Consider the following 26,362-nt stretch of genomic DNA (forward strand, 5'->3'; position numbering starts at 1 on the left):
TTTGTAAAATAAAAATATGATATTACAAGCGCTTTCTAAAAGTATTATAATATATATGATAAGTACCAAATGCTTACTACTTTATTTTGAAGAGGGGCAAGACCGATTAGAAAGGAAGGTGAGCATTTACTGGTTTCTTGTCCATCTGCTTTTTTACTGGAACATCCTATGATGCGGAAGTTCCTCTTATCCTAGAAGGAAGTTCTGACTACTTGGATGCTCCATGCTAGGTATGGAGGTTATTTATGAGCCTTTCATTTCTATCAAAGAGCAATCCGCTCATTTCCAACGTAAAAAAGGGGAAATTTTTAACCCCTTGGTTTCTATCTCCCTTTATCCTCTACTACATCACCCAGTACATGTCTCCGATTAGGAAGGCCTCAACTGATTTCTTTTTAGACAAACAAAGTTGGATCCCAGACTGGTGGAATATTTTAGACCTTTTGTCTTTCCTTTACACTATCATTGCCTTCTTCCCTTTGGGTCAGGTTCATTGAAAAGCGGCCGATACGGACCATGGGATTCTCCAAGGGAAATGGACTATCAGAATTTACAAAAGGTGTCTTGGTTGGTGCCATCATGATTACGACCGTTCTAGTAGTCTTCTTTATCACAGGAGATGCCAAATTTGACCGTATTCAATTTAGTCTGCCTTTCCTTGTTTCCTGGATGTTAGTTCTCATCGGCTATATTTTGCAAACAGCTGCGGAAGAAATTTATATCCGCGGATGGTTGGTACCAATCATCTCCTACCACAAAAATGCCTATTTAGCGATTCTGATTGCTTCAACCATGTTCTCTTATTTCCATTTGGACAATAACGGGGCATCTTGGCTTTCGACACTTCACCTGTTTATTTTCGGACTATTCACCGCTGTCTATGCCATGAAGCGTGGAAATATCTGGGGACCTTGTGGCTTCCGCTTTGCTTGGAATTTCATTATGGGAAATGTGTATGGCTTCCACGTCAGTGGATATGACAGCGAATCTTCCTTGATGTACTTCACAACTTCTAACCGTACCTTCATTACTGGCGGTCAATTTGGCCCCGAAGGAGGTATTCCGGGCTTAGTTCTCTTCATCTTGGCGCTGTTATGGGCCATCTTTATCCTGAAAGATACTTCAAAAGAGCAAGAATCCCTCTATCCGCAAGCTATCGAATAAATGAACATACACTTGCAAACAATCACTGCTTAGACTTTGATAGCCACTTTTAATTTCTACAATTAGCTTTCAAAAGCCTCTATATACCACTATTTACCTGTGCCTGCCCCAGCCAAAACTTGCCATTTTCTCTTGCCATTTTTAAAAAATATGTTATAATAAAAAGCAAGCGGAGGTGGTGGAACGGCAGACACGCATGCTTCAGGCGCATGTGCCCGTACGGGTGTGAGGGTTCAAATCCCTTCCTCCGCATCGAACAGGAACTCTTGTCCAAGTTGACAAGAGTTTTTCTTTTGAAAAATCATGAAACCGTCTTGCGATTTCTTTCAGAAAAACCAGCCTTTTTCAAAAAGGGCTGGTTTTCAAATCTTATAATCCTTGTTCCTTCAAGGCATCCGCCAGACGGGCAAAATCTGCCAAAGTCAAGGCTTCTCCCCTGACACTTGGAGACAATTCAGCTTGCTCTAAAGCAGCTGTTAGCTTAGCCTTGGTCTCCTCTGACTTCCCAAAATGACTGGTCAGATTGTTCCAGAGCGTCTTGCGACGGTGGACAAAGCTAGCCTTGGAAACCTTGAAAAAGAATTTCTCGTCTTGGACTTCAACTGCTGGCTGGTCTCTGCGTACCATCTTGAGAATGGCCGAATCCACATTTGGCGCTGGCACAAAGACTGTCCGCGGCACGATAAAGGCAACCTTGGCCGTCATGTAATACTGGACCGCAATCGACAAACTGCCGTAAGCCTTGGTATTCGGCTGAGCTGAAATTCGATCCGCCACTTCCCTCTGCATCATCACGACAAACTCACTAAAAGGAATCCCGCTCTCAATCAAATGTATGAGAATCGGCGTCGTAATGTAGTAGGGCAAGTTTGCCACCACTTTGATAGGCAGGTCAGGATTCTTAAACTCTGCTATGTACTGAGCCAGATCAACCTTGAGAATATCCTGATTGACCACAGTCACATTGTCAAAATCGCGCAGAGTATCCGCCAAAATCGGCACCAGTCGATCATCAATCTCAAAGGCCATAACTTCTGCAGCACTTTCTGCCAAAAACTCCGTTAAAGCCCCAATACCAGGACCAATCTCGATAACATTGACATTTTTGTCAATCTCAGCTGTATCCACAATCTTCTGGAGGATGTTGGTATCCGTCAGGAAATTCTGACCGAAGGATTTTTTAAAGGTGAAACCGTGTCGCTCCAGAATGGCACGGGTCACACTATAATCTGCAATACGCATCTTTTCTCTTTTCTAATTATTTATTCATTATCTTTTAAGGAGGTCATTTGCCCTAGCAAGGTGTAGAGTTTTTTCTGCTCCGCTTCCTCGTAAGCAAATGCATTAGCCTTAACTTCTTTACATTTCTCGTCATACAAAAATCCCTCATAGCCATCCTCTATAGATAAGGCTGTATAGACTTTTGCCATTTCTTCAGGACTAATCGAAAATCTCGACTTAATTTTATACAGATTTTTCATAAAAGCGCTGAGGTGATCATAGCGACGCATATCAACTTTGACATTGGTCACACGGATTGCCTGAACCTTGATACCTTTCCAATGTTTCTGCATATAAAGCGACAGCATCAACAAGGCCAGTTTATTTTGATAATAGGTCTTGGCAGGACTGTAATGTTTTTGACCAGATAAATTTTCAAAATCAAGTTTCATGAAAGGATAGAGTATCAGCCCTTGAGAAGAAATATTAATAATTCGACCATTCTCAGACTTTTCCAACAAGTCTTTCAATAAAGAAGAAAGTAAGTACGGAGCGCCCACATTGGTCGCAAATTGTTTTTCCAATCCGTCTTTGGTAAGAATCGGCTTTTTGACCGATAAATCAAAATCAGCCGCATTGTTAATTAAAACATCTAAAGTCTCTTCTTTTTGGATATACTGTTCTACCGCTTGCCTGACACTTTTCATATCAGATAAATCAACCAAGATATAATCTACATGCGGATTTCCTGTTTGTTGACGGATTTTTTCACAGGCTTGCTCAGCAGCTTCTTTTCGCCGACAAAACAAAGTCACTGACCAATCCTTTTCAGCCAACTGTTTCGCAGCCTGATAGCCAATCCCACTATTGCCGCCCGTAATAATTACTTTTTTCATTTCTTACTCCGTTAGACCGAATACTTGAGCATCACTTCTTCCACTTCCGCCAAAGTCACGCCAAACAGTTCCAGCCGCTTGAGTAGCTGCTTGCCGTTAGAATAACCGATACGAAGCTCTTCTCCTAGATACTCCCGACGCTGACGGCTGTCGCTTCCTAGGAGCAATCCTAGCCGCATGAGGTCATTCTTTGTCACATCAAAATCACTGCTTGACTCAAAATGGATGGTTACCCCAGCGAGGGCTGTTTTTAAGTCTTCAAAGCTAGCGTGCTCAATACCTAGCGAGCGTCCTTTGGTCTTGGACTTGGGAGCTGCTTCGTCACGCTTTAGAAAGGCATGTTGGACAGCGGGAATTTCCGTCATAATCAGACGGCGAATCCGCTCGCCGTTGAAATCAGGGTCTGTAAAGACAATGACTCCATGCAAGTCCTGCAGGCGGCGAATCCGCTCGATATCTGCATCGCTAATGGCAGAACCTCTAGTTTCATAGGTCTCAACATCAAAATAGCGCTTGAGATTGGCTGTGTCATCACGCCCTTCCACAACGACCACTTGGGGGATTTTTATCTTTTCAATCAAGCCCAAACACCTTCTTTGCATTTTCATAGGTCGCTTGCGCTACTTCTTCGACCGTCAGCCCACGCAGCTCCGCAATTTTTTCCACAACATAGCGGGTATAGGCTGTTTTGTTTTCTCGGCCACGCATAGGAACAGGCGCTAGGTAAGGTGCATCCGTCTCGACGAGGATTTTGTCAAAAGGCAGGTTCTGCGCAGCCTCCTGAATATCCGTCGCTTTTTTAAAGGTGACGACTCCAGAAAAGGAAATCATCATCCCCAGCTCGATAAAGCGCTCTGCCATTTCCAAAGAACCCGAATAAGAGTGCATGATACCGCCACGAGGGCCTACACCCTCACTCTTGATAATCGCATAGGTGTCTTCTAAAGCGTCGCGCGTGTGGACGACAAAGGGCAGATCTAACTCTTTCGACAGCTGGATTTGTCGACGAAATACTCGCTCTTGCACTTCCTTAGGCGCTGTCATCCAGTGATAATCCAGCCCAATCTCACCTAGAGCCACCACTTTTAGATGACCAAGCTTATCCAGCAGATAGGCTTCCACCGCATCATCATAAGTCCCTGCTTCCGTCGGATGCCAGCCAATCGTAGCATAAATCTGCTCATAACTGTCGGCCAACTCCAAGGCGCGCTCGATGGTCGGCCGGTCAAAACCGACGACATTCATATTGCTAACGCCCATTTCTGCAGCCAACCGAAGCTCTTCTGCCTCTTGACCAGCAAATTCTTCCACATTTAAATGCGTGTGTGTATCAAAAATTTTCATGCTTTACTTCCTTGTATTTCCTGCCTTTCATTATACCAAAAAAGTCAGATAAAGGGGCAAGTGCTTTACTTTCTCTCCGCCTACTTCAGCGGGTATTTGTTATTTTTTCAGCGCCTATCAAAAACAGTTTTACTGTTTTTTGATAATTTTTTATTATTTTTCGATATTTTGTTATTGATTATCGATATATTTTGTGATATAGTAAATAAAAATAGAAATTATTTGGAGGAATCCATGTCAAAGACAAGACAAAAAACAGCTGAAGATATAAGCATTGTGCTTACAAAAATCAGCCTCAGCATTTTATTTATTGCTTCCATTGTCCTGATAGCCATCGGACCTTGGGTAGTCAGCCTAGTCATTGAATTTCCCTCCCCTTTCTTTCAGGGAGAAAGCCGCTATTGGATATTGTTGCTCCTAGGCTATGTCTTGGGCTGCCTGGCTCTGACCTGTATCGTTCATCTCTATCGGCTCCTCAGCCGCATCGGGAAAAATCAGGTCTTTATCAGACAGAATGTACAGTATATGCGCTATCTGGGCTGGGAAGTTGGAATGGTCGCCCTCATTTCTTTCTTTATGGGCTTGACAGTCTATATGCCCATGCTCCTCGTAGCCGTTTCTTGCTGCATTTTAACCTTGATTATTCGGGTCATCCGCAATGCTTTTGGCAAGGCAATTGAGCTGCAAGAAGAAGTAGACTACACGATTTAGGAGGGACTATGATTCAGATAAATTTAGACCTTGTCATGGCTCAAAAACGGATTAGTGCTGGACGCTTAGCAGAATTGATTGACCTCACCCCTGCCAACTTGTCCATCTTGAAAAATAACCGAGCCAAGGCAATACGCTTTTCAACACTTAATGCCCTTTGTCGGGAATTGGACTGCCAGCCCGGCGATATTCTTGAATATATCACAGATGAAACCGAGGAGGAATAAACATGGAGACACCATCACAAGAACAGATGACGGGGCAACCCTATCTTCCCTTTGAAAAAGACCAAGAACGAAAAAACATCTTCACAGCTTTAAACATAAAGGAACAGAAGAATTTTAGAATCAGCTCTCTCATTCTCTATTTTTTGGCCTACTTTTATACAGTTGCCATCGACGGCAACAAGACCATTTACTTTTTTCCTATTGCGATTGGTCTAATTAGCCTGACCGAGTGGTTAGTAAGAAAAACGCCGACAAGCTTGCCTCAAATCGAAAAGGATGCCTCTGCCGGGCTCGAGTCCAATCTTTTCCTGATTCTCAGCCTGACTCAGGCACTGGCACTCAGTATCTGGGGCTTTCACCCGCAATTAGAGATTTTTCAAGCTTTGACTCTCCACATCTCCTTTTCTTTTTATATCCTGTCACGGACGGGTTGGCTCAATCAAGGTCGCTTGGGGATCATGGTTTGGTACGATAGCATTCAGGCCTTTGTCATTCTACCTTTTAGAAACTTTTTCGCTGGTCTTCAGGTCTTTGCTCTGAGAGACAAGATTTCAGATACAACTACTGAAGACAGCGATTCTTCTAAAAAAGCAGTCCAAAGTACGATGATAGCAAGTAGCCTTCTTATTGCTGGTATGCTTGTCTTCTTCGTTTGGTCACAACTTAGCCAAGTCTCTGATCGATTCGCTCTTTTCTTTAGTGATACAGCTGATGCCTTGCATCTTTTCTTTGACTTGATCTTTTCAAATCTTGATACAGACGCTATCGCTTTTCGCATCTTTTTGGCCCTACCTATCGGCCTTTATCTCTACAGTCTGATTGTTGGTGGCTTATTGAATCCCAAAAATATCAAAGTTACCTACCAAAGCTTCCAAAATAAAATTCAGCCACTGCGGATGTTCCCTGCTTTTACAGCCTATATCATCATCGGTAGTCTCTGCCTGACCTACGCTCTCTTTTTCCTCGTTGGTTTAGGAGAATTAAGCAAACTCCTTAGTGCTGGTACTAGCCTCCAAACTATTTCTCCACAAAATGCCTCAACCGTAGCTATTGCTGGCTTCTGGCAACTTGTTCGAGTATCACTTCTAAATTTCGCTGTCCTAGCCGCCTTTTATTTGCTGGCCCAAAAACCTCTCTGGGATCAGAAAGGCACTCGATTAGCCAGCACTGTCCTCTTTATTTTCGCATTTTTACTGGCCTTGCTTGCCGGCTGGAAACTCTTTGGCATCTATATCTATCTTTATGGTCCAACGCCATTGCGCCTGATCTCCGCTTGGTTTATCCTCGTTCTACTGGTCTGGTGTATTCTGACCCTGATTCGTTTCTACAAGCCCATCCAAGCGATCCGAATCGGTATCTTCTACGCCCTTATTAGTTTCACGCTGCTCTGCTATCTCTATCCTCTGCTCTTAGCCGCTTGATAGAGAGCATACTTACATGCCAATATAATTATCAAAAAGAGGCTGGGACAAAAGTCCTAGCCTCTCAATTGTCTTTGGATTGTCGAGCAAGACGCAGCGGTTGAGTGGGCTCTATTACGCTGATTGCATCAGCTTTTATAGCCCTACTCAACTGTGCGGAGGTGGGACGACGAAATCGAATTCTAACCAATTACCGATTTCTGTCCCACTCTCTTTTCTTTTATTCAAACTAGATAAGATACACCTAGAAACCACCTAGACTAGCCCGTTTACCTTCCATTTCATGTAAAGTTCCTATCCGGCACGGACTCTCTGAGTCTCATTTCTTCATAGCACTACTAGCCATATTTAAACCATACAAGCTCGTTTTACAAGAGCAATAGAAAAACCAGCGGTCTCGAGTCTCCACTGGTTTCTTTATGGTAATCGTTTGGATTATGCAGCCAAAACTTTGCGTCCTTTACGACGACGAGCTGCCAATACGCGACGACCGTTTTTAGTTGACATACGGTTACGGAATCCGTGTTTGCGCGCACGACGAAGTTTACTTGGTTGATAAGTACGTTTCACGATGAATACCTCCTCATAGATTTTGTATTCGTTTAGCCGGCTATAAAGTGATCAGTTACTAAACATACCTTACTATTCTATCGGATTCTCTCCTGTTTGTCAATAGTATTGGACGAATTGTTTCTTTTTGGAAACGAAATCATTCAAATCGTGTCGCTTCATAGAAGGGAATCAAGGCAGTCATAGCCTGCTCAAGCTCCGACAGAACTTCCTGCTGGCTTCTAGCCTCGGAAAGATTGACATCATATTTGATCAAAACCTTGCGGACTAATCCTGTAGCCACCTGCTGGCTTAGATGCTGCCTATTTGCCTCAGTAGCCTCGAAGCGTTGACTCACACCATCTTTCTGGGCAAAATAATAAGCTGGCGGTTGAATGGGCAGATTCAGCACCCGATTTTGCTTGCTGAGGCTGTGCTCATCTTTCTTGCGCTCCATGAAGCTCACCTCCAGCGACACTCCGAAATCTTCTGCAGTTCCATACAAGCGCAGAGCGAACATGGGCTCTGTGATTTCCCCATAGCCTCTTAGATAATTCCAAAAATGTGGGCGTAAAATCTGAGCCTGATTCATCCAATTGCTGGTCCGCTCCAGACTCAGCTTAGGATAGAGAGCCTGAAAGTCTCGGACCAAGTTCGCAAACTCCTGCCGAGCGGCCTGACCTCTAGCTTTCAAATCCAACATTGTCTCTCGCAGTTCCCCTGCCTTGTCTGGTGAAATGTATTTACTTCCTTGAACAGTCAAAAACGACTCAATAGCTGGAAAAAGTGACATAGAATTTTCTCCTTTCTGTATCTAAAAACCAGCTGAGCAGCTGGTTAAGATTTATTCCGAATCAATATCTACAACAACGTAGCGGTTAGGCTCATCGCCTTCTGAATAGCTAGTCACACCATCAATTCTTGAGATGATCCGGTGGATGATTTTACGCTCACTATTGGACATAGGATCCGTATGTTGGCTGCGACGATCTTCTAGAGCACGCTGAGCCAATTTTTGCGCATAGCTTTGCAAAACTTCTGCACGATGCTCCACATAGTCATTCACGTTGATAGAAATGTAGAAGCTCTTGGAATATTGATTGTAAAGATAATTCTGAGCTAACAGCTGCAAGGCTTTCAAGACTTTACCGTGGTAACCAATCACGCGCCCTGGCTCATTCGTATCAATTTGCATATTGATTGTCCGGCGATTGTGGCTGCTAGAAAGAGTCGCTTCAACATCCATTTCATCCACAATCTTTTGCACATATGTGGTCACACTTGCGACAACTTCCTCAATATCACAATCATCCTCAACTTGGATACCCAAGTCAAAGAAGGATGACTCAGCTGGCTCTTGCTGACTAGGTGCCACTTCTGCTAAAGAGCTATCTTCCTCTGAGTCTTTCTGAGTCTGTGCTTCATCAACCGCTTGACTGGTCTTTAAGAAATCAATTGCACCTGTTTCTTCCAGAATGGTACTGGCATCTTTATCATTTTTAAGAATTTCAGCCTTGACTTTTTCTGAAACAGCTTCACCTTCGCCTTCGGCCTTCTTGATAGCCGTCACCACTCGTCCCAAGTCGACTGTTGCTTCACTAACACTTTGTACCGGCTCGTTTTGCGCATTGATTTCCTCAGGAACTCCTTTTACCGCCTGTTGGTTGGCTTTGGCCACAGTCGTTTCAGCAATCGGCTCCACATCTACCTGCGCAGGCTTCTTGCCAAATAAACCGAGAAAACCTTTCTTTTCACGCGAAACAACGGTAATATGTGCTCTCATTCGTGGGATATCCAGCGTTTTTAGTCCATTTTGAATCGCTTCTTCAACACTTGCTCCTGTAAAAATAACCATCTGCAAGAGTCCTCCTTTTTACTTTTTCTTTTTCTGTGCTTTTTGAAGGGCACGTTTTTTCTTCATTTCCAATTGGCGCTCCGCCTTTGCCTTCGCTTCACGTTCAGCAATGATCTTAAAAGGATTGCTCAAAAGCAAGGTCTGACCAACTTGATAGGCGTTGGAGACTGTCCAGTAAAGAGCAACCCCGCTGGCTGCATACACCGCAAAGAAGAAAATCAATACTGGCATCAGGTAGGTCATCACTGCCGTTCCACCATTTTTTTCTGGCAAGGCTTTATTGGATAGCCAAGTGCTAAAGAAAGTAAAGAGAGCCGCCAACAACGGAAGAATAAAGGTCGGATCTGTTGCTCCTAGATTGAGCCAGAGGAAGTGACCTGTTTTCAGAAATTCAACCCGTGTCAGAGCTTGGAAAAGTGCCAAAAGAACTGGCATTTGGATAAATAAGGGAAGAAAAGCGGCATAGGGATTGACACCCATTTCCTTGTAAAGCTTGCTGGTTTCCTCTGCTAAAGCGGTCTTACTATCCATATCCTTGCCTGGATATTTTTCCTGAAGCTTCTTGATATGAGGCTGAACTTCCTGCATCTTTCGGGATGAGGTCGTCTGAAATTGAAAGACTGGCAACAAGACTGTCCGAATAATCAAGGTAAAAAGAATAATCCCGATCCCTGTACTTCCATTAAAGGACAAGAATTGAATCATCTCCGCAAAGAAATAAACTAATTTCTCCCAAAAATCACTTGAATTAGCGGTCACTTCGCTGGTGCCACAAGCCGTCAAAATAAGCAGCGAAGCCGCTAAAAGAAATCCTATCTTATTCTTCTTTTTCACAAACAAATCCTTCCTGATAAATTTTTGCAACTTTTAAGACATGCAATAAATTTTGTTCCACTTGATGGTAGTCTAGAGTTTCAACTCCCTTACGAGCAATAACAACAAAGTCATCCTTGGTCAAGTCTGCCCGATGCTGAATCAAGACATGACGAATCTTTCTTTTGATACTATTACGGACAACTGCATTGCCCAGCTTTTTACTGACTGAAATCCCCACTCGAAAATGGCGCTGTTCTTTTTCTAATTTATAAACGACAAACTTTCGATTGGCAAAATTCTGCCCAGCTTTAAAAATCGCCTTGAAATCTTTTTCGCTCTTGACGCGATAGTTTTTTCTCAAAACTCAACTCCATCCACCAAAATTAACTCTATTATACCATATTTTCCCAAAAAGCCAATAAGGGCTAGGTGCAAGACGAGCTTCCTTTTTAGAATAGTTTTACCGAATGAAAGAAGTAGTTTGGAGAGAAGAAACCGGTCGCTCAGCTCCAAAAAAGAGTCTGGGACAAAAGTCCTAGCCTCTCAATTGTATTTGGATTGTCGAGCAAGACGCAGTGGTTGAGTGGACTCTACTAAGCTTATTACATCAGCTTTTATAGCCCTACTCAACTGTGCGGAGGTGGGACGACGAAATCAAATTCTAACGTGCCCCACTCTCATTTTACACGGTAAAAAACGTCTGGGTGCTCTGAGATACCTTGGGCAATGATGAAGCGATCTCGACTGCTGTCAGTCGGATCCTGCCCGCTAACAGTCTCTCCTGCTGGCAGCTTTTTCCCTGCTGGAATAATAGACAGGGCAGCACCTGTAAGATTATGCCAACGAATATTTGTGCGATAAATTCCATTTTCATCCAGACCAGCGTAAACCAGCTCCAACTTGGCAACATCTGATACCAGTCCCTTGGCATCAAATGTATAAGTGACGCCATTGGCATCCTGCCAAGTACCAGCCATGCTAGAAAAGTCCCCAGAAGCAATGGCCTGCATATCTAAACTAGAGGTAGCGGCAGGTTCTTTATTTCCCTTGCTTTCTGACTTAGCAGAAGACTCCTTAGTTGCTGGCTCCGAAGGCTCCTGACTGCTAGAGATAGAAGTGTCTGAACTAGTTGTTTCAGTAGACAGCTCTGTCGAACTTTTGCTCGTCTCAGACTTTTTGGAAGAGGCTGAGCTGGTCGAGGTCGAGCTAACTTTGGAACTGCTAGAAGGTGAAGTCGGCTGGTCTTTCTTTTGACCACAAGCCACTAACACAGACGATGCCACCAGAGTTCCAGCCAAGAGAATCATCCATTTTTTCATCTTTAGCACCTCGCAATATTTTTCTATTCTTGTAACATTATTGTAACATAAATACAGCTTTTTAGAAAGCAAAAACCAGCTCGAAAGCTGGTTTATCTTATTGAATTTTTTTCAACATATTGTCGATATGCTGGATGGATTTTTCACGGCCTAATAGATAGATGGTATCTGGCAATTCTGGACCGTGCATTTCACCTGAAACAGCGATACGAATTGGCATGAAGAGATTCTTGCCCTTGATACCTGTTTCTTTTTGGACTGCTTTGATTTGTGGGAAGATGTTTTCTGTCACAAATTCTTCATCTGTCATTGCTTCCAGTTTTGCTTTGAAAGCTTCCAACACCACAGGAACAGTTTCACCAGCCATCACTTCTTTCTCAGCTTCCGTCAACTCTGGGAAGTCTGAGAAGAAGAGGTCTGTCAATGGCACAATCTCATCTACTGACTTCATTTGTGGTTTGTAGAGTTCTACCATTTTTTCAGCCTTGTCGGTCAAGCGTCCTGCTTCCTCCAAGAATGGTTTTGCCATTTCAAAGATTGTCTCAAAATCCGCATTCTTGATGTACTCATTGCTCATCCAGTCCATTTTTTTCTGGTCAAAGGCCGCTGGAGATTTGCTGAGGCGATTTTCATCAAAGAGTTTGATGAGTTCTTCACGAGAGAAGATTTCGTCTTCCCCACCAGGATTCCAACCGAGAAGAGCGATAAAGTTAAAGACTGCTTCTGGCAGGTAGCCTTTCTTGCGGTAATCCTCGATAAACTGGAGAGTGTTAGTGTCGCGTTTAGACAACTTTTTACCCGTTTCAGAGTTGATAATCAGGGTCATGTGACCGAACTCTGGCGCTTCCCAACCAAGCGCTTCATAAACCATAAGCTGTTTTGGAGTGTTGGCAATGTGGTCGTCTCCACGAATAACATGGGAAATTTGCATGTCGTGATCATCGATGACAACGGCAAAGTTGTAAGTTGGGTAACCATCTTTCTTTTGGATCACCCAGTCACCACCAATATTGCCACCTTCAAACTCGATGTCGCCCTTGACCATGTCCGTCCACTTGTAGATACCAGCTTCATTGACAGCCAGACGAACCGTTGGAATGATGCCTGCTGCTTCGCGTTCTGCGATGTAAGCTGCTTTTTCATCTTCGCTCATGCCAAGGTATTCGTTGATGTAGCGAGGTGTTTCACCAGCCGCTTCTTGGCGCTCGCGCTCAGCAGCCAATTCTTCTTCTGTAACGTAAGATTTGTAAGCCTTGCCTTTAGCTAGTAGTTGGTCGATGTATTTCTGATACAATTCCAAACGCTCTGATTGGCGGTAGTTTTCATGAGTTTCTGGACTTTCATCCCAGTCCATACCCAACCAACGAAGGTTTTCAAGCTGTGAACGCTCCCCATCTTCGACATGGCGTTTGCGGTCTGTATCTTCAATACGGATGATAAAAGTTCCACCATGATGGCGTGCGTAAAGGTAGTTAAAGAGCGCCGTACGCGCATTTCCGATGTGTAAAAGTCCTGTTGGACTTGGTGCATAACGCACTCGAATATCTTTTGTCAATTTTCGATCTCCTATTTGGGAATAGCAGGAGTGTCTTGCCCCTGCTTTCGTATTCAAACGTTATTATTATATCACATTCTCGACCCAGAATCTGCTGAATCGTATGATTTTTTAAGACAGTCTTTCTTCGAGGACAAAATCAATCGGCAGCCAAGCTAAAACCTTCTCCAATTGCTTTTCCCAGTAGTACCATTCGTGCTTACCAGGACTGTGGCTGTAGCTAATATCCAGTCCTAGTTTTTTCAAATTTTCCACGGCATGGTTATTGGCCGCATAGAGGAAATCCTCCTCGCCGCACCAAGCCCAAAACTTGGTTTTTCCATCCGACTGCTTGGCCAAAGTTTCCAGCGAATAAGGGCTGCTGGTCCAGTCCTCCAAATCACCAAAAATACCACGCCAGTATGCCGGCTTGGCTAGGTCAGTATCATCTGGATGCTGATTGTGAAAGCTGAGTGCCCCAGACAAACTAGCTGCATAAGAAAAACGATTAGTCTTAAGCGCCAGCATAAAAGATCCATAGCCACCCATGGACAAGCCAGCAATAAAGTTTTTCTCCCGCTTATCAGACATATTGGGGAAAAAGCGTTTGAGCACCCGTGGCAGCTCCTCAGCGATAGCTTCATAGTAAGGATAGCCATACTGGGTATCGGTGTACCAGCCATTGTTGGTATTTGGCATCACAACAATCAAGTTAGTAGAGCGAACCAGACGTTCGATATTTGAGCGCTTGAGCCAGCTATTGTGATTACCGTTCATACCATGAAGCAGATACAAGACAGGAATATCCGGATCATCTGGTTCGTCCACGCGCGACGCATCTGGATAAAGGACATTGACTCCCCACTCCATCTCCAAGGCTTCTGAATAATATTCTATCTGCATCACTGCCATCTTTTTTCTCCTCTTGTAAAAACTACTGTTCTTAGCTAGGCGTCACCGCTAGCCACTCTCTGAAATCAAATCCTGTTCTGCGACCGCCAAAAGATAAGAAAAAGCCGATATTCGACTTTCTCTCTGCAAAATACTGGGAAAGCTGTTCCCACGAATAATCTAGCGAACTTCCATGACAACCGGAAGAATAGCCGGCCGGCGTTTGGTTTGCTCGAAGAGGAACTTGGCCAAACTATCACGGACGGTTCCCTTAAGCTCACCCCAGTCAAAGTTATCCTGAGCCAGATAGTCTTCCACTGTCTTATTGATCAAGTCAGTGCTCTCCCGCAAGATATCATGGCTCTTCTTAACATAGACAAATCCACGAGTATGAACCTTGGCTTTGGAAATGATTTTCTTTTCCTTGCGATTGACTGTAAGTGCCACGATAAAGATACCGTCTTCAGAGAGAACCTTACGATCACGCAGGACGATATTGCCCACATCACCGATGGCATTTCCATCAATCATGACATCGCCTGCTGACACTGCTCCAGCTGGCACAAAGTCGCCATTTTCGTAGGACATGACGCTACCACGCTTCGGTATCAAGATATTTTCTGGTAAAATCCCGACTTCCATGGCTGCCTTAGCATGGGCATCCAGCCCACGGTATTCTCCCTGAATCGGGAAGAGGTACTTGGGTTGCAATAAGTTGAGCATGAGCTGCAAGTCACGCGCATTGGCATGGCCAGATACACGCAAGTTTTGAGTAATCAGCTTAACCACGCCACCAGCTTGGTAAATCATATTTTCCACACGCGCTACGACTGCTTCCTTGGCAATAGATGGCGTTGTAACGATATAAACCAAGTCTCCGTCTTTGATTTCTACATAACGGTGACGACCGATGGACATCTTGCGTAGACCATTAATGGGCTCACCCATCCGGCCAGTCTCCAAGATAATCAGCTCATGGTCCTCAAACTTAGACATTTCCTTAGGCTTGATCAAAAGGCGTTCATCCGCCAAGGATAATTTCTTGAGGCGGATAGCCGTACGGACGATATTTTCAATATCAAAGCCTGTCAAAACGACACGACGACCTGTTTCTGCCGCAGCTTCAAAAACCTGTTGGATCCGAGACAGGTTGCTGGCAACAGCTGCTACGATGACACGCCCATCCCAATCAGAAATCGTGTCCGTAATCTCACGGCCAACCTCGCTCTCACTAGCCACTTGCACAGTGCTGTCAGCGTTGGCTGAATCACTCAGCAAAGCTAAAACGCCCTCACGGCCGATCTCAGCCAAACGACCGAAATCTGTCGCATAAGACTCGCTGGCAGATTGGTCAAACTTGAAATCTCCTGTATAAACAATATTGCCTTCACGCGTCTTAACAACAATTCCCAAGCTCTCTGGAATCGAGTGGGTCGTCCGGAAAAAAGAGACAACCGTTTCGCCAAATTCAATCTCTGTATTTTCATCGATAACATGAAAATCATTGAATTTCTTCACAGCGTCATTGCTTTTAACAAAGAGCTTGGCTAGCTCAATCGTCAATTCCGAACCAAAGACTGGTACCTTAGCTTCTGCCAAAAGATAGGGCAGTGCACCGATGGCATCCGCATGACCGTGAGTCAGAAAGACACCCGCAATTCGGTCTTTATTTTCAAACAAATAATCCATGTTGGGAATGACTACATCTACTCCCAACTGCTCATTTTCTGGGTACTTGAGCCCAGCATCCAATACAAAAATGGAATCATCCACTTCGGCGACATAGAGATTTTTCCCATTCTCGCGAACGCCGCCCAAAGTAATCAGCTTAATCGTGCTTTTACTCATTTTTACTCCTATCGATTTTAGAATCTCCTTTATCAAAGATTCCTTGATTTTATTACTAACGGTCCTTGGCAAGCCAAGTCGAATTACAGTTTTGCAAACAGAGTTTGCACATCTTAGTCATTATAGCATTTTTTCACGCTTTTTTCAAAACAAAGGAAACTCATAGAGCAAGCTAGAAATCTCAGAATAGGTATTTGATACAGCAAGTTTCTGGCCACTTCTTTCTTTCTGATGTAACATGCGAAGAAAGCCCCTCCCCGTTTCATTTTAGAAGCTAGTTCTACTCACAAGATAAAAAATAATAGAACCTAGTCTGAGACTAGATTCTACTATTCGAGCGGGATTCCCTATACCGATTTCCAAAAATAAATTAGAAAGTTAGTTAGAGAACTGCCCTATCTTATATAGGCTGAATTGGTAGACAAGCTTATTCAAAGCCATTGTTTTGGCTTAATTCTTTGAACCAGTGTCCTGATTTTTTGATAGTTCGTTCTTGGGTTTCTAGATTGAGTTCGATCAAGCCATAGCGGTTCTTATAGCTATTGAGCCAAGACCAACAATCGATAAAGGTCCACATGAGGTAACCTGTACAGTTGGCCCCGTCTTGGATGGCACGATGAAGCTGGCGCAGATGGCCTTTAACAAAGTCAATCCGATAATCATCTTGGATCATGCCATTTTCACGGAATTTCTCTTCACCTTCGACCCCCATACCATTTTCCGTCAGCATCCACTCAATATTGCCATAGTTTTCCTTGATGTTCTGAGCAATATCGTAGATTCCTTGTTCATAGATTTCCCAGCCACGGTGAGGATTAATCTTGCGACCAAGCATGACATAAGGCTCATAGAAATGATCTGGCAGAAGCGGTGACTCTGGATGTTTCAAATACTTAGGCGCCGCAACTCGTAGAGGCTGATAATAATTGACACCCAAAAAGTCGACCGTATTTTCCCGAATAGCCTGCAACTGCTCCTCAGTCGTCGTCGGCAAAAGATCGTGCTCGCGCAAAAGATCGACCAGCTCTGCTGGATAATATCCCAAAACAGATGGATCCAAGAAAGACTTGGCTTGGAAAAGCTCGGCAATACGTGCTGCCTTCAAGTCCGCTGAATGCTGACTACGTGGATAAGCAGGTGTCAGATTTAGGATAATGCCGATTTTGTAGTCTGCTCCAACCTCATGGCAGGCCTTCACCGCTAAAGAGCTAGCTAGCTGGGTATGATAAGCCACCTTGACTGCAGCCTGAGCGTCCACTTTATTAGGATAATGTCCATCGTAGAAATAGCCAAATTCAACTGGTACAATAGGCTCGTTAAAGGTCACCCATTGGTCCACCAAATCACCATAGCTTTCAAAGCAGAAACGGGCATAGTCTACATAAGCATGGACTGTATCCAAGCTTTCCCAGCCTTCTTGTGCTTCCTGCAAGGCAAAGGGTAGGTCAAAATGATACAGATTGACAATCAAGCGAATGCCCTTGGATTTGATTTTTTCAAAGACCTTGCGATAGAAGTCAACACCAACTTGATTAACTGGACCACGACCATCTGGAAAAATCCGTGACCATTGGATAGAAGTCCGAAAGGCCGTGTGACCTGTTTCGACTAAAAGGTCGATGTCCTGCTCCCAATTTTCATAAAAAGTGGATGCCTTGGCAGGGCCAATTTCGTTATAGAAACGATGGGCTTCTTGGCTAAACCAATAGTCCCAAAGATTGTCTCCCTTTCCATCTCCTGAAATTCGACCTTCTGTTTGCGGACCCGATGTAGAAGATCCCCAGACGAAACCTTTTGGAAATTGAATCATATTTTATTTACCTCTCGATTTATCTTTATACCTCATTATATAAAGACCCTCTGCAAAAAGAAAGCAACAGTCTATTCAAATTTTTCCACTGATTAAAGACATTTGTGATTGCGAGAAGTAAAAGTTCATTCAAAAAGAGAGTGGGACAGAAATCGGTAATTCGTTAGAATTCGATTTGGTCGTCCCACCTCCGCACAGTTGAGTAGGGCTGTAAAAGCTGATGAAATCAGCCTAGTAGAGCCCACTCAACCACTGCATCTTGCTCAACAATCCAAAGACAATTGAGAGGCTAGGACTTTTGTCCCAGCCTCTTTATCATTTTTACTGATCAATAAACTGTTTTCTCTGTTTCGAAATCAAAGAAATGTGCCTTGTTCAGGTCAAAGCCAAGGTCAATTCCAGCACCTGTCTCCAAGTGGTCACGAGCATCTACACGCGCGATGAACTCGCTGTCGCCAACTTGGCAGTAAAGGTGAGACTCAGCACCCAAAAGCTCAGATACAGAGATGGTCGCATGAACCACAGAATCTGGGAAAGTCTCTAAGAAGGCAGGTTCTGTATTAATGTCTTCTGGACGAATACCAAAGATTAATTTCTTGCCGTCATAGCCCTTCTCACGTAGCACCTTCAGTGTTCCTTCTGGCACTGTCAAACGTAATCCAGAAGCAACGATTTCATTTCCCTCGAGTGTCACAGTGATAAAGTTCATCGCCGGGCTACCGATGAAGCCTGCCACAAACTTGTTAACTGGATTTCTATAAACTTCTTGTGGACTACCGATTTGTTCCACTCGACCAATGGTTCCAGTGCCAGCAGGATTCTTGGTTGCTGACATGATAACAATCCGGTCTGCAAGCGTCATCGCTTCTGTCTGGTCATGGGTAACGTAAATGGTTGTTGCTCCGATACGGCGGTGGATTTTGGCAATCTCAGCACGCATGGACACCCGCAGCTTCGCATCCAAGTTTGACAAAGGCTCGTCCATCAGGAAAACCTTTGCATCACGCACGATAGCACGACCCATGGCAACACGCTGACGTTGACCACCTGACAAGTCCGCTGGCTTGCGATCCAAGAATTCTTTCAAACCAAGGATTTCAGCTGCTTCTTGCACCCGCTTGTCAATATCTTCCTTGCTGTACTTGCGAAGTTTAAGCCCGAAAGCCATGTTGTCGTAGACTGTCATGTGTGGATAGAGGGCATAGTTCTGGAAGACCATGGCGATATCGCGGTCTTTCGGCGCCACGTCATTGACCACTTTACCATCAATCGACGCTGTTCCTTCTGTGATATCCTCAAGACCTGCAATCATACGCAGCGTTGTGGATTTCCCGCATCCTGACGGACCGACGAAAACGATAAATTCCTTGTCCTTAATGTCTAAATTAAAGTCTTCAACAGAATAGTGCTCACTATTTGGATACTTCTTATAAATATTTTTCAGATTTAATTCAACCATAAGCTTCTCCTAACTCCTTTACCATATTGTAAGTTCTTTCTGCTTGATTATATCACGAATAGCAGGCCCTCACACTGACTCTTCTATATCTTTTTTTCTACTTTTTTTAGCATTCGATAAAAAAGAAATGGAGAGGCAGTCGTCTCAGCGATTTTCATCAGTCGACTTGCTTTCGATAGGCCTTAGGAGATTTGCCACATAACTTCCGAAATACTTTATAGAAATAACCAACATTGCTATATCCAACTGCATAACAAACATCTTCTATACTGTCATTTTTTGCGAGCAGAAGCTGCTGGGCAGCCTTGATGCGCTGCTTATTTAGCAACTCTGCAAAAGTAGAATTCGTTTCACGCTTGATCAGCTGCCCTAAATAAACTGGATTGATATAGAGTTCCTTGCTAATATCTTTTAGGGATAAATCTTTTTGATAATCACGACCAATCACTTCCAAGACGTTAGCAACATTCTCATTCATTCGATACTGGGCGAACAAATCTGAGAGCTGAGCCTTCAGATAATCCAACAAGTCTTCAAAGGTATTCGTACTTTCAATCTTTTTGATAATGCTTGTCATATCGTCTGGTTTCAAATGCTGAAACAGATGGTAAACATCCATGATAAACTGAATGAACAACTGCTTGGTAATTGAAACTTCAGGCGTATTTTGCAGCACGATATCCTTGAGCAGGTCCAATTCGTCCAAAATCTGACCAATATTTCCTTGGATAATCACGCGATACATGGGCTCATAGTAGCTAAAGAGCGGATTGGTTTCTTGCAAGCTAACCGTTCCATAAAACAGACTTTTTTCTAGATTGAGCTTGAAAGCCTGCAGTTCTTGTTTATAAGGAACTGTGAATTCTTCCAGATAAAGCGCTTCTTCCTTTTGCGAAGACAAAAACAAATAGCCTGTCTGTCCTAAAATACTATAAGGAACCGAAACTAGTCCTTTTTCTTGAGCAGCTGCTCCCAGCCAGACATTATCGAAGGATTTGAGATAGGTAGCTATCTCATCTTCGCTTGTCTCTTCTTTAAAAATCAGCTCTAGTTGATTATTGGAAGAACGGTCAAATTCCTTTTCCAATTTTTCTAGGATTGCTGCCAGTTCGACCTTATCGACTGGCTTTACCAGATAATCTGCCACCTGCAAATTGAGAGCGGTTTTGACATATTCAAATTCCTGATAGCCTGAAAGGATGATAAAAGCTGCATTAGGCAGGGAAGTCTTCATCTGCTCAATCATCTGCAAGCCATTCATCCCTGGCATATTGACATCGGTGATGACCAAATCAACAGGATTATCCTTAATATAGGCGAGGGCCGTCTCTGCATCATTTGCCGTAGCTACGACCTGCATCTTCCACTTTTCAAAAGGAATCAGCACTTTCAAGCCTTCTGTGATCATGTATTCATCATCGACTAGTAATACTCTGTACATCTTTTTTCTATTCATCCTTAATTTCTATAATATAGGTTACTCCCTGATCCGTTTGAGATTTCAGTTGGATACTGTAGCGGTCACCAAAAAAGAGCAAGAAGCGTTCATGAATATTCCGAATACCAATGGATGTCCGCTGCTCTCGGTTCTGAGCATCCATAAGCTCTCGGCTGGCTAGAATCGCTTGAATCTCAGCTAAACGTTCAGCTGGTATGCCTCGACCGTTGTCTTGGATCATCAGCCTTACAGCGCCGTCTATCTTTTGAGCCTTGACACTGATGACATTATCCTGCCTGCGGTAGTCGATGCCATGGGCAAAGTAATTTTCAATCAGCGGCTGAATACTGAACTTGGGAATCATCATTCCTTCTAAGCCTTCTTCAATTTTGAAACCATAGGCCACTGATTTGGGATGCCGAACCATGCAAAGATAGCTATATTTCCGGCAGAATTCCAATTCATTTTTCAAACTACTTCTGGATTCATCTGAGATATTATTTCTCAGAAGACTGCTAAATTCATAGATAATATCCGCTAATTCTTCCTGCCTCTGCATGACCGCATACATCCTGATAAATTCCAAGGTATTGTACATAAAATGAGGATTGATCTGCGCCTGCAGAGCCCTCATGTTGGCATCTTTTTGACTGATCTCCAAGCGATAGATATCCCGAATACTCTTGTCCAGACTATCCAACATGGTATTGGTCGTTGTCGCAATCAGAAGCAGCTCCTGCTCCTTAGTCTCTGTCGCAATACGTTTCTGATTATCACCATCTGTGATGAGATGGAGCGTATCCACAATATCAACAACCTGCCTTTGGTAATTGAGAAAAATCCTCTGCAAAGCAGCATATAAAACTCCAACCAAAATCAGACCAGAAAAAATGATCAAACCCGTGCTGAAAACCGTCTTCTCTATCACATAATGCGCAGGCACTGCTGTCTGGACAGTGTAATTGTAGATAGTTTCTTTTTTGATCCAATCATTTTGGCCAATTCCTTTTGTATCACCAAAATGCAGAATTTCTTTTTTGTAAGGCGAAATGACACTGAGAGCGAGTGGAACATCGCCCCGCGTATTATCGACAACCTTGTTGAAGACTTCCCCATCAATCCGAATGTAAATCGTTCCGATGACTTGATCAACTGCCTTATCATAAATCGCGATGGGAAAGGCATCGCGCGCAGGTCTAAATTCCTCAGCAGGAAGCTGTTTGCCACCTCTCGCTTGCCTTGTGGAGACAAAAACAGTTTTGTAATCATTTAAAGCAATATCAATGCCTGTAACAAATTCATTTTCAACATAAATATCATTGATATTTTGGTGGAGGGATACTTGAACATAAGTCGGTACATCTGCCGATAAGCGCCAACTAGCGTACTCAGAGGGACTCATGATAAAGTAGTTATAAACCCCGTCCAATTTTGCTCGATTTTCAACCAGACTTTGAGCCAGTTGATTCGCTCGGCGGTTATAATAATCCACTTCGTCAGCCAATCGAGTCACTGCTTGCTGCGCAATCTGCTCAGTTTCCTTATAACGACTGTGCCAATCAGAATAAGACAAAATGAGACCCAAACATCCCACAATAGCCACCATAATGACAGCATAAACTTTTAGTAACGAATGGAGCCAAAATTTCTTCATGGTTTTTCTGTTATCAACTTAGACTGAATGGTTTGGTAAATTGGGTCTAGAACATCACTAACAAAAAAGTGCCAAAGCCCAATAAAAGCAAAGAAGAGTAAGGCCGGCATGAAGTAGCTGGCAATCAATAGCAAGATTGTTCCTAATAAGAGTTTCAACATGGCTGAAATATTGAGAAAGACGCCAATCAAAGATAATTTCAAGCTATTTTGATAAGAAAACTCAAAAAAGACCTGCAATTTCAGATAGACTGCGTATACTGCTGGTGCCAAAAGCAAAAAGAGTAGATTTGCTATCGTCAATAAAAGGTAGAAAATAGTTTGGTGAGGAAGCTGGATAAGGAGATAAATCCCATAAGATAAAAGAGCCTGCACTACAAGCAAAGTGAAAAATACTTTGTTTGTAGCAAGGAAATTTTCTTTAAACAGATCCCATGCTTCTTTCCAGTGATATTTTTTATAGTCATAGCGATATTGCTGAAACAAAGTCATGAGCACACAACCGGCTGGAGCAAGTCCAAAAACAAGACCTCCACACAGAGCCAATACCCAAAAAATTGCGGATGCAAGCATAGCCATATAAACTCGTTGAAAAATCCACTCAACTAATTTTCCCATCGTTCTTCCTTTCTGCTGGTCAAATTCCATACATTGTAAAATTATAACACATTTTAACCGTTTACAAAAATTCCTATCACTCCAAAAAAGAAAAATCCTCCCCAAAACGAGACGAGGAGGATTCATCATGTTGCTTATTTCTTAGAAGCAAGGAATTCGTCGTATTGTTTTTGCATTTCTTTCAATACTTTATCGTATGCTCCTTCAGATTTCAGTTTGTCCATCATCTTAGGAATTTCAACATCAGGATCAACTGTACCAGTGTTGATAGCAGTGTCGTATTCTTTCATTGTGTTCGTAATGCTAGATACTTCTGCTTTAACTGGGTCTACATTGAAGTTAAATCCAAGAGCAGGTGACTCTTGTGCTTCTGCAAGAATCTTCTTAGAATCTTCGATTTGTTGATCTGTTACGTTTTCATTGATGTAAAGAATCCAGTTGTTACCTGTGTTCCAGCCAGACATGTGGGTATTACCATTGTAGGCTTTCAAAGTACGAACGCGGTTTTCTTTACCTTCAACTTTTTCCCAGTTTTCGCCTTCTGGACCATATACAAGGCCGTTCAGCAATTCAGGATTTGTGTTAAGCAAAGTCAACAATTCCATTGATTTTTCTTTGTTCTTAGAGTTGTTTGAGATAACGAAGTTCGCTACTTGAGTAGTTTGGCTCTTCTTGTAGTTCTTAGTCAGTTGGCTGATTTCGATCTTACGATTAGCTACACGAGAAAGCAAGCTGTTACCGTAGTCAGCAGGTCCTACTGTTTCTTCGCGAACGAACCAAGAATCTTCAGACAATTGATAAGCTGTATCGCTAGTTGCTACGTCTTTTGGAATATAGCCAGCTTGATAATATTTATGGATGGTTCTGAGGCTATCCAAGAAACGAGGAACTTCATAACGGTTTACAATCTTAGTTGTATCGCCTTCCAAGTCAATAACGAAAGGAAGTCCGTTAGTTACAGGATAATCAAAGTTATCAGATGGAATGAAGTTCTTACCGATAGCGAAAGGAACAACTTTTGGATCTTTTTCTTTAGCAGCTTTCAAAACTGGTTCCAAATCTTGGTAAGAATGGATATTTGAAATATCGCTGATACCATATTTTTCAAGAAGTGGTCCGTTGAAGGCAAAGTTTTGTGAAGAAGTCACATTGGCATTAACTGGAACAGCATAGATTTTACCGTTAACAGTGTTACCTTTGATGTAAGCTGGGTCTAGAGAATCGTAAAGTTTTTTACCTTCTTTTTTGTAGAGCTCAGTCAAGTCAGCGTAAGCACCTTTTTGGGCATTGATGACATAGTTTTGAGCGAAGGCGATGTCGTAGTTTTCACCTGATGAAGTGATAACGTTCATTTTTTGTTCGTAGTCACCCCAACCGATGTATTCGATATCCAACTTAGCATCGATTTCTTTGCCGATAATCTTGTTAGCATTTTCGAGCAATTTGTCCAAATTATCTGGTTTGTCACCGATTTGGTACATTTTGATAACCGTCTTACCATCATCCGTTTTAGATGACTTTTGGTTGTTACCAGTAAGACTACCGCAGCCTGCTAGGAGGGCTGAGAAAGCCAAGAAGCTAGCAGAAGCTAGAGCATATTTTTTCCAATTTTTCATAGAAAAATCTCCTTTTAATTTTTTATATACAAATTTAATGATGTGAGTTTTTAGTGGTAAAAACTCTGAGACTAAAGGGGCAAGCTATTCTTTGACGCCTCCGATAGTCAATCCTTTAACAAAGTAACGTTGGAAGAATGGATAGACGCAAGCGATTGGCAAGGTTGCAATTACGACCATGGCCATACGACCAGACTCTTTAGGTAGAGATCCTGTCAAGCCTGCAAGCTGAGCACTCGCTCCCGCACTCTTAGACAAGTAGTCCATATTTTGCTGAATCTTCATCAGCAAATATTGAAGGGGAACTAAGTTGTCACTGCGAATGTAGAGCAGCGCGTTAAACCAATCGTTCCAATAAGCGAGGGCAGTGAAGAGTGTGATTGTAGCGATACCTGGAAGAGATAGTGGCAAGCAGATCTGGAAGAAAATCCGAGTCTCGCTGGCACCATCAATCTTAGCGGATTCAATAATCGCTTCTGGGATCGTTCTCTTGAAGAAAGTTCTCATCAGAATAATATTGAAAGGACTAAGCAGTAGCGGCAAAATCAAAGCCCACACTGTATCTCCTAAACCAAGCAAGTTGGTCATAACGATGTAGGTTGGAATCATCCCTGCTTGAAAGAGCATACTTGCCATTGCAAACAAGGTAAAGAAACGTTTGAATTTAAAGCTGCGACGTGAGATAGCGTAGGCATAAGTTGTTGTGAAGAAAACATTCAAACTAGTACCTACTACCGTAATCACTACTGTCACAAAGAGTGACTGCAAGAGCTGATCTTTCAAGCCAAATAAGAACTCATAGCCCGCTAGACTAAACTGTGACGGCCAAAAGGCAAAACCATTATGAACCAAACTGCTCTCATCCGTCAGAGAGATAATAATGACAAAGAAGAAAGGTAGCACACAGGAAAGCGAGAAGATGGCAATCAAGATGTTAAAGAAAAAATCGGCTTTTTTGCTAAAGGAGTGAATTCCCACATTATCGACTTTTTCTTTTTGAATTTTTGGGGATTTCATAAGTTCCTCCTTCTAAAAGAGAGCAGATTCTTTATCAATTCTGCGGACAATCAGGTTGCTGACGATAACGAGGATACAGCCCACAACTGATTGATAGAGACCCGCAGCTGAAGCCATCCCGATATCACCTGTACCGGTCAATCCACGATAGACATAGGTATCCAAGACATTGGTTACGCTAAAGAGTGATCCTGAATTATGCGGAACAGTATAGAACAAGCCGAAGTCCGCGCGGAAGATGTTTCCGACTGCTAGAATGGTCAATACTGTGATAAGAGAAGCCAAAGATGGCAATGTGATGTTCCGGATGCGCTGCCATTTTGTAGCACCGTCTACCGTTGCTGCCTCATAGTAAGTCGGATCAATTCCCATGATACTTGCATAGTAAAGAATACTACTATATCCTAAGCCCTTCCAGATACCAATGAAAAGGATGAAGGCTGGCCAGAAAGAGACCACTGTGTAAAAGTTGATATTCGGATTGTGCAATAAATTGTTCAGCAAGCCCTTGCCAGGGTTCAAGAAAGCATCTACGAAGAAACTAATGATAACCCAAGAAAGGAAATACGGAAACAACATGGTTGTCTGATAAATCTTTACCATCTTTTTCGAACGAAGTTCGCTAAAGATAATGGCAATTCCGACAGAGAAAATCAATCCTAAAATGATGAAACCACCATTATAAAGAATGGTATTTCGTGTAATCGTATAGGCATCCTTGGAATTAAATAAGAACTTGAAGTTATTGAATCCCACCCATTCACTGCTCATAAGGCTATGGATGAATCCTTCACCACTTAGTTTAAAATTCTTAAATGCAACGACGTTTCCTAAAACTGGTATATAGAAGAACAAAACAAACCAAACAACTCCTGGTAAGACCATGAGCAAGAAAATAAAGTTTTCTTTCAGTGTTTTGATAACCTTATTCATTCAAATCTCCCTTTCTATTGTT

At 42.9% G+C, this 26,362-nt stretch carries 26 protein-coding genes and 1 tRNA gene; 6 read left to right on the forward strand and 21 right to left on the reverse strand.

Annotated elements, in window-relative coordinates; translation table 11 throughout:
* Positions 1 to 245: 245 nt before the first annotated feature.
* From O3651_RS03130 to O3651_RS03140, 3 genes are all read left to right on the forward strand, one after another.
* Positions 246 to 497, forward strand: a complete 252-nt coding sequence (locus tag O3651_RS03130) for a hypothetical protein (RefSeq protein ID WP_268731629.1) — start codon at positions 246 to 248, stop codon at positions 495 to 497.
* Positions 498 to 516: 19 nt separating this feature from the next.
* Complete coding sequence (locus tag O3651_RS03135) at positions 517 to 1,164, forward strand: lysostaphin resistance A-like protein (RefSeq protein WP_371609539.1); 648 nt, start codon at positions 517 to 519, stop codon at positions 1,162 to 1,164.
* Positions 1,165 to 1,333: 169 nt separating this feature from the next.
* A tRNA-Leu gene (locus O3651_RS03140) sits at positions 1,334 to 1,416 on the forward strand.
* A 117-nt stretch (positions 1,417 to 1,533) separates the two neighbouring features.
* Here O3651_RS03140 and rsmA read toward each other — a convergent pair.
* The 4 genes from rsmA to O3651_RS03160 are packed head-to-tail and all read right to left on the reverse strand — an operon-like array spanning position 1,534 to position 4,625.
* Positions 1,534 to 2,406: a 16S rRNA (adenine(1518)-N(6)/adenine(1519)-N(6))-dimethyltransferase RsmA gene (gene rsmA / locus O3651_RS03145; protein WP_371609540.1), complete on the reverse strand. Its 873-nt coding sequence runs from the start codon at positions 2,404 to 2,406 to the stop codon at positions 1,534 to 1,536.
* A 20-nt stretch (positions 2,407 to 2,426) separates the two neighbouring features.
* On the reverse strand, positions 2,427 to 3,281 hold the full coding sequence (locus O3651_RS03150; protein WP_371609541.1) for an SDR family NAD(P)-dependent oxidoreductase: 855 nt from the start codon (positions 3,279 to 3,281) through the stop codon (positions 2,427 to 2,429).
* 11 nt (positions 3,282 to 3,292) lie between these two features.
* Positions 3,293 to 3,889: a ribonuclease M5 gene (gene rnmV, locus O3651_RS03155; protein WP_371609542.1), complete on the reverse strand. Its 597-nt coding sequence runs from the start codon at positions 3,887 to 3,889 to the stop codon at positions 3,293 to 3,295.
* The gene (locus tag O3651_RS03160; protein ID WP_371609543.1) at positions 3,855 to 4,625 is read right to left on the reverse strand and encodes a TatD family hydrolase; all 771 of its coding nucleotides are present in this window, start codon (positions 4,623 to 4,625) and stop codon (positions 3,855 to 3,857) included. Before O3651_RS03160 ends, rnmV begins: the two co-directional genes overlap by 35 nt.
* 234 nt (positions 4,626 to 4,859) lie before the next feature.
* Here O3651_RS03160 and O3651_RS03165 point away from each other — a divergent pair, with 234 nt between their 5' ends.
* From O3651_RS03165 to O3651_RS03175, 3 genes are read left to right on the forward strand one after another with little or no spacing between them, the layout of a single operon-like run.
* Complete coding sequence (locus O3651_RS03165) at positions 4,860 to 5,336, forward strand: DUF2975 domain-containing protein (RefSeq protein WP_041826919.1); 477 nt, start codon at positions 4,860 to 4,862, stop codon at positions 5,334 to 5,336.
* Between the two features lie 8 nt (positions 5,337 to 5,344).
* Entirely contained in the window at positions 5,345 to 5,563 is a 219-nt protein-coding gene (locus O3651_RS03170; protein WP_005591644.1) for a helix-turn-helix transcriptional regulator, read from the forward strand.
* A gap of 2 nt (positions 5,564 to 5,565) precedes the next feature.
* Entirely contained in the window at positions 5,566 to 6,984 is a 1,419-nt protein-coding gene (locus O3651_RS03175) for a DUF4153 domain-containing protein (RefSeq protein ID WP_371609544.1), read from the forward strand.
* Positions 6,985 to 7,419: 435 nt separating this feature from the next.
* On the opposite strand, the gene rpmH is transcribed toward O3651_RS03175, so the two are convergent.
* From rpmH to O3651_RS03260, 17 genes are all read right to left on the reverse strand, one after another.
* Complete coding sequence (gene rpmH / locus O3651_RS03180; RefSeq protein WP_000831905.1) at positions 7,420 to 7,554, reverse strand: 50S ribosomal protein L34; 135 nt, start codon at positions 7,552 to 7,554, stop codon at positions 7,420 to 7,422.
* A gap of 139 nt (positions 7,555 to 7,693) precedes the next feature.
* Positions 7,694 to 8,326: a ribonuclease P gene (locus O3651_RS03185; RefSeq protein ID WP_125446000.1), complete on the reverse strand. Its 633-nt coding sequence runs from the start codon at positions 8,324 to 8,326 to the stop codon at positions 7,694 to 7,696.
* A 51-nt stretch (positions 8,327 to 8,377) separates the two neighbouring features.
* Entirely contained in the window at positions 8,378 to 9,388 is a 1,011-nt protein-coding gene (gene jag / locus O3651_RS03190) for an RNA-binding cell elongation regulator Jag/EloR (RefSeq protein ID WP_371609545.1), read from the reverse strand.
* A gap of 18 nt (positions 9,389 to 9,406) precedes the next feature.
* Positions 9,407 to 10,222, reverse strand: coding sequence for a YidC/Oxa1 family membrane protein insertase (locus O3651_RS03195; RefSeq protein WP_371609546.1), 816 nt, complete (start codon positions 10,220 to 10,222; stop codon positions 9,407 to 9,409).
* Positions 10,206 to 10,565 carry a ribonuclease P protein component gene (gene rnpA, locus O3651_RS03200; RefSeq protein ID WP_045500481.1) on the reverse strand — a complete coding sequence of 120 codons (360 nt, stop codon included), beginning with the start codon at positions 10,563 to 10,565 and terminating at the stop codon, positions 10,206 to 10,208. The genes O3651_RS03195 and rnpA overlap by 17 nt, the downstream gene beginning before the upstream one ends.
* Before the next feature lie 316 nt (positions 10,566 to 10,881).
* Positions 10,882 to 11,523: a DUF6287 domain-containing protein gene (locus O3651_RS03205; protein ID WP_371609547.1), complete on the reverse strand. Its 642-nt coding sequence runs from the start codon at positions 11,521 to 11,523 to the stop codon at positions 10,882 to 10,884.
* Between the two features lie 97 nt (positions 11,524 to 11,620).
* On the reverse strand, positions 11,621 to 13,078 hold the full coding sequence (gene gltX / locus O3651_RS03210; RefSeq protein ID WP_125379001.1) for a glutamate--tRNA ligase: 1,458 nt from the start codon (positions 13,076 to 13,078) through the stop codon (positions 11,621 to 11,623).
* A 111-nt stretch (positions 13,079 to 13,189) separates the two neighbouring features.
* A complete protein-coding gene (locus O3651_RS03215; RefSeq protein WP_125379002.1) occupies positions 13,190 to 13,969 on the reverse strand; it encodes an alpha/beta hydrolase family protein in 780 nt (259 codons plus the stop codon).
* A 159-nt stretch (positions 13,970 to 14,128) separates the two neighbouring features.
* Complete coding sequence (locus O3651_RS03220) at positions 14,129 to 15,796, reverse strand: ribonuclease J (RefSeq protein ID WP_371609548.1); 1,668 nt, start codon at positions 15,794 to 15,796, stop codon at positions 14,129 to 14,131.
* A gap of 427 nt (positions 15,797 to 16,223) precedes the next feature.
* Positions 16,224 to 17,606 (reverse strand): glycoside hydrolase family 1 protein, encoded by a 1,383-nt coding sequence (locus tag O3651_RS03225; protein WP_371609549.1) that lies wholly within the window; start codon positions 17,604 to 17,606, stop codon positions 16,224 to 16,226.
* A gap of 328 nt (positions 17,607 to 17,934) precedes the next feature.
* Positions 17,935 to 19,065: an ABC transporter ATP-binding protein gene (locus O3651_RS03230; RefSeq protein ID WP_371609550.1), complete on the reverse strand. Its 1,131-nt coding sequence runs from the start codon at positions 19,063 to 19,065 to the stop codon at positions 17,935 to 17,937.
* Positions 19,066 to 19,222: 157 nt separating this feature from the next.
* Positions 19,223 to 20,506: a response regulator gene (locus O3651_RS03235; protein ID WP_371609551.1), complete on the reverse strand. Its 1,284-nt coding sequence runs from the start codon at positions 20,504 to 20,506 to the stop codon at positions 19,223 to 19,225.
* A 7-nt stretch (positions 20,507 to 20,513) separates the two neighbouring features.
* Positions 20,514 to 22,157 carry a sensor histidine kinase gene (locus O3651_RS03240; RefSeq protein ID WP_371609552.1) on the reverse strand — a complete coding sequence of 548 codons (1,644 nt, stop codon included), beginning with the start codon at positions 22,155 to 22,157 and terminating at the stop codon, positions 20,514 to 20,516.
* A complete protein-coding gene (locus O3651_RS03245; RefSeq protein ID WP_371609553.1) occupies positions 22,154 to 22,774 on the reverse strand; it encodes a DUF624 domain-containing protein in 621 nt (206 codons plus the stop codon). Before O3651_RS03245 ends, O3651_RS03240 begins: the two co-directional genes overlap by 4 nt.
* A 134-nt stretch (positions 22,775 to 22,908) precedes the next feature.
* Complete coding sequence (locus O3651_RS03250) at positions 22,909 to 24,390, reverse strand: ABC transporter substrate-binding protein (protein WP_313962910.1); 1,482 nt, start codon at positions 24,388 to 24,390, stop codon at positions 22,909 to 22,911.
* Positions 24,391 to 24,474: 84 nt separating this feature from the next.
* On the reverse strand, positions 24,475 to 25,407 hold the full coding sequence (locus O3651_RS03255) for a carbohydrate ABC transporter permease (protein ID WP_048766413.1): 933 nt from the start codon (positions 25,405 to 25,407) through the stop codon (positions 24,475 to 24,477).
* A gap of 12 nt (positions 25,408 to 25,419) precedes the next feature.
* The gene (locus O3651_RS03260; protein WP_045500458.1) at positions 25,420 to 26,340 is read right to left on the reverse strand and encodes a sugar ABC transporter permease; all 921 of its coding nucleotides are present in this window, start codon (positions 26,338 to 26,340) and stop codon (positions 25,420 to 25,422) included.
* Positions 26,341 to 26,362 lie beyond the last annotated feature (22 nt).

The sequence above is a fragment of the Streptococcus sp. 27098_8_73 genome (assembly GCF_041432495.1).
GTDB lineage: Bacteria > Bacillota > Bacilli > Lactobacillales > Streptococcaceae > Streptococcus.

Bases quoted from the DNA above. Each gene is read 5' to 3' on its own strand.
- O3651_RS03130 (WP_268731629.1), top strand. From the start codon at position 246: ATGAGCCTTTCATTTCTATCAAAGAGCAATCCGCTCATTTCCAACGTA.
- O3651_RS03135 (WP_371609539.1), top strand. From the start codon at position 517: ATGGGATTCTCCAAGGGAAATGGACTATCAGAATTTACAAAAGGTGTC.
- rsmA (WP_371609540.1), bottom strand. From the start codon at position 2,406: ATGCGTATTGCAGATTATAGTGTGACCCGTGCCATTCTGGAGCGACAC.
- O3651_RS03150 (WP_371609541.1), bottom strand. From the start codon at position 3,281: ATGAAAAAAGTAATTATTACGGGCGGCAATAGTGGGATTGGCTATCAG.
- rnmV (WP_371609542.1), bottom strand. From the start codon at position 3,889: ATGAAAATGCAAAGAAGGTGTTTGGGCTTGATTGAAAAGATAAAAATC.
- O3651_RS03160 (WP_371609543.1), bottom strand. From the start codon at position 4,625: ATGAAAATTTTTGATACACACACGCATTTAAATGTGGAAGAATTTGCT.
- O3651_RS03165 (WP_041826919.1), top strand. From the start codon at position 4,860: ATGTCAAAGACAAGACAAAAAACAGCTGAAGATATAAGCATTGTGCTT.
- O3651_RS03170 (WP_005591644.1), top strand. From the start codon at position 5,345: ATGATTCAGATAAATTTAGACCTTGTCATGGCTCAAAAACGGATTAGT.
- O3651_RS03175 (WP_371609544.1), top strand. From the start codon at position 5,566: ATGGAGACACCATCACAAGAACAGATGACGGGGCAACCCTATCTTCCC.
- O3651_RS03185 (WP_125446000.1), bottom strand. From the start codon at position 8,326: ATGTCACTTTTTCCAGCTATTGAGTCGTTTTTGACTGTTCAAGGAAGT.
- jag (WP_371609545.1), bottom strand. From the start codon at position 9,388: ATGGTTATTTTTACAGGAGCAAGTGTTGAAGAAGCGATTCAAAATGGA.
- O3651_RS03205 (WP_371609547.1), bottom strand. From the start codon at position 11,523: ATGAAAAAATGGATGATTCTCTTGGCTGGAACTCTGGTGGCATCGTCT.
- O3651_RS03215 (WP_125379002.1), bottom strand. From the start codon at position 13,969: ATGGCAGTGATGCAGATAGAATATTATTCAGAAGCCTTGGAGATGGAG.
- O3651_RS03220 (WP_371609548.1), bottom strand. From the start codon at position 15,796: ATGAGTAAAAGCACGATTAAGCTGATTACTTTGGGCGGCGTTCGCGAG.
- O3651_RS03225 (WP_371609549.1), bottom strand. From the start codon at position 17,606: ATGATTCAATTTCCAAAAGGTTTCGTCTGGGGATCTTCTACATCGGGT.
- O3651_RS03230 (WP_371609550.1), bottom strand. From the start codon at position 19,065: ATGGTTGAATTAAATCTGAAAAATATTTATAAGAAGTATCCAAATAGT.
- O3651_RS03235 (WP_371609551.1), bottom strand. From the start codon at position 20,506: ATGTACAGAGTATTACTAGTCGATGATGAATACATGATCACAGAAGGC.
- O3651_RS03240 (WP_371609552.1), bottom strand. From the start codon at position 22,157: ATGAAGAAATTTTGGCTCCATTCGTTACTAAAAGTTTATGCTGTCATT.
- O3651_RS03245 (WP_371609553.1), bottom strand. From the start codon at position 22,774: ATGGGAAAATTAGTTGAGTGGATTTTTCAACGAGTTTATATGGCTATG.
- O3651_RS03250 (WP_313962910.1), bottom strand. From the start codon at position 24,390: ATGAAAAATTGGAAAAAATATGCTCTAGCTTCTGCTAGCTTCTTGGCT.
- O3651_RS03255 (WP_048766413.1), bottom strand. From the start codon at position 25,407: ATGAAATCCCCAAAAATTCAAAAAGAAAAAGTCGATAATGTGGGAATT.
- O3651_RS03260 (WP_045500458.1), bottom strand. From the start codon at position 26,340: ATGAATAAGGTTATCAAAACACTGAAAGAAAACTTTATTTTCTTGCTC.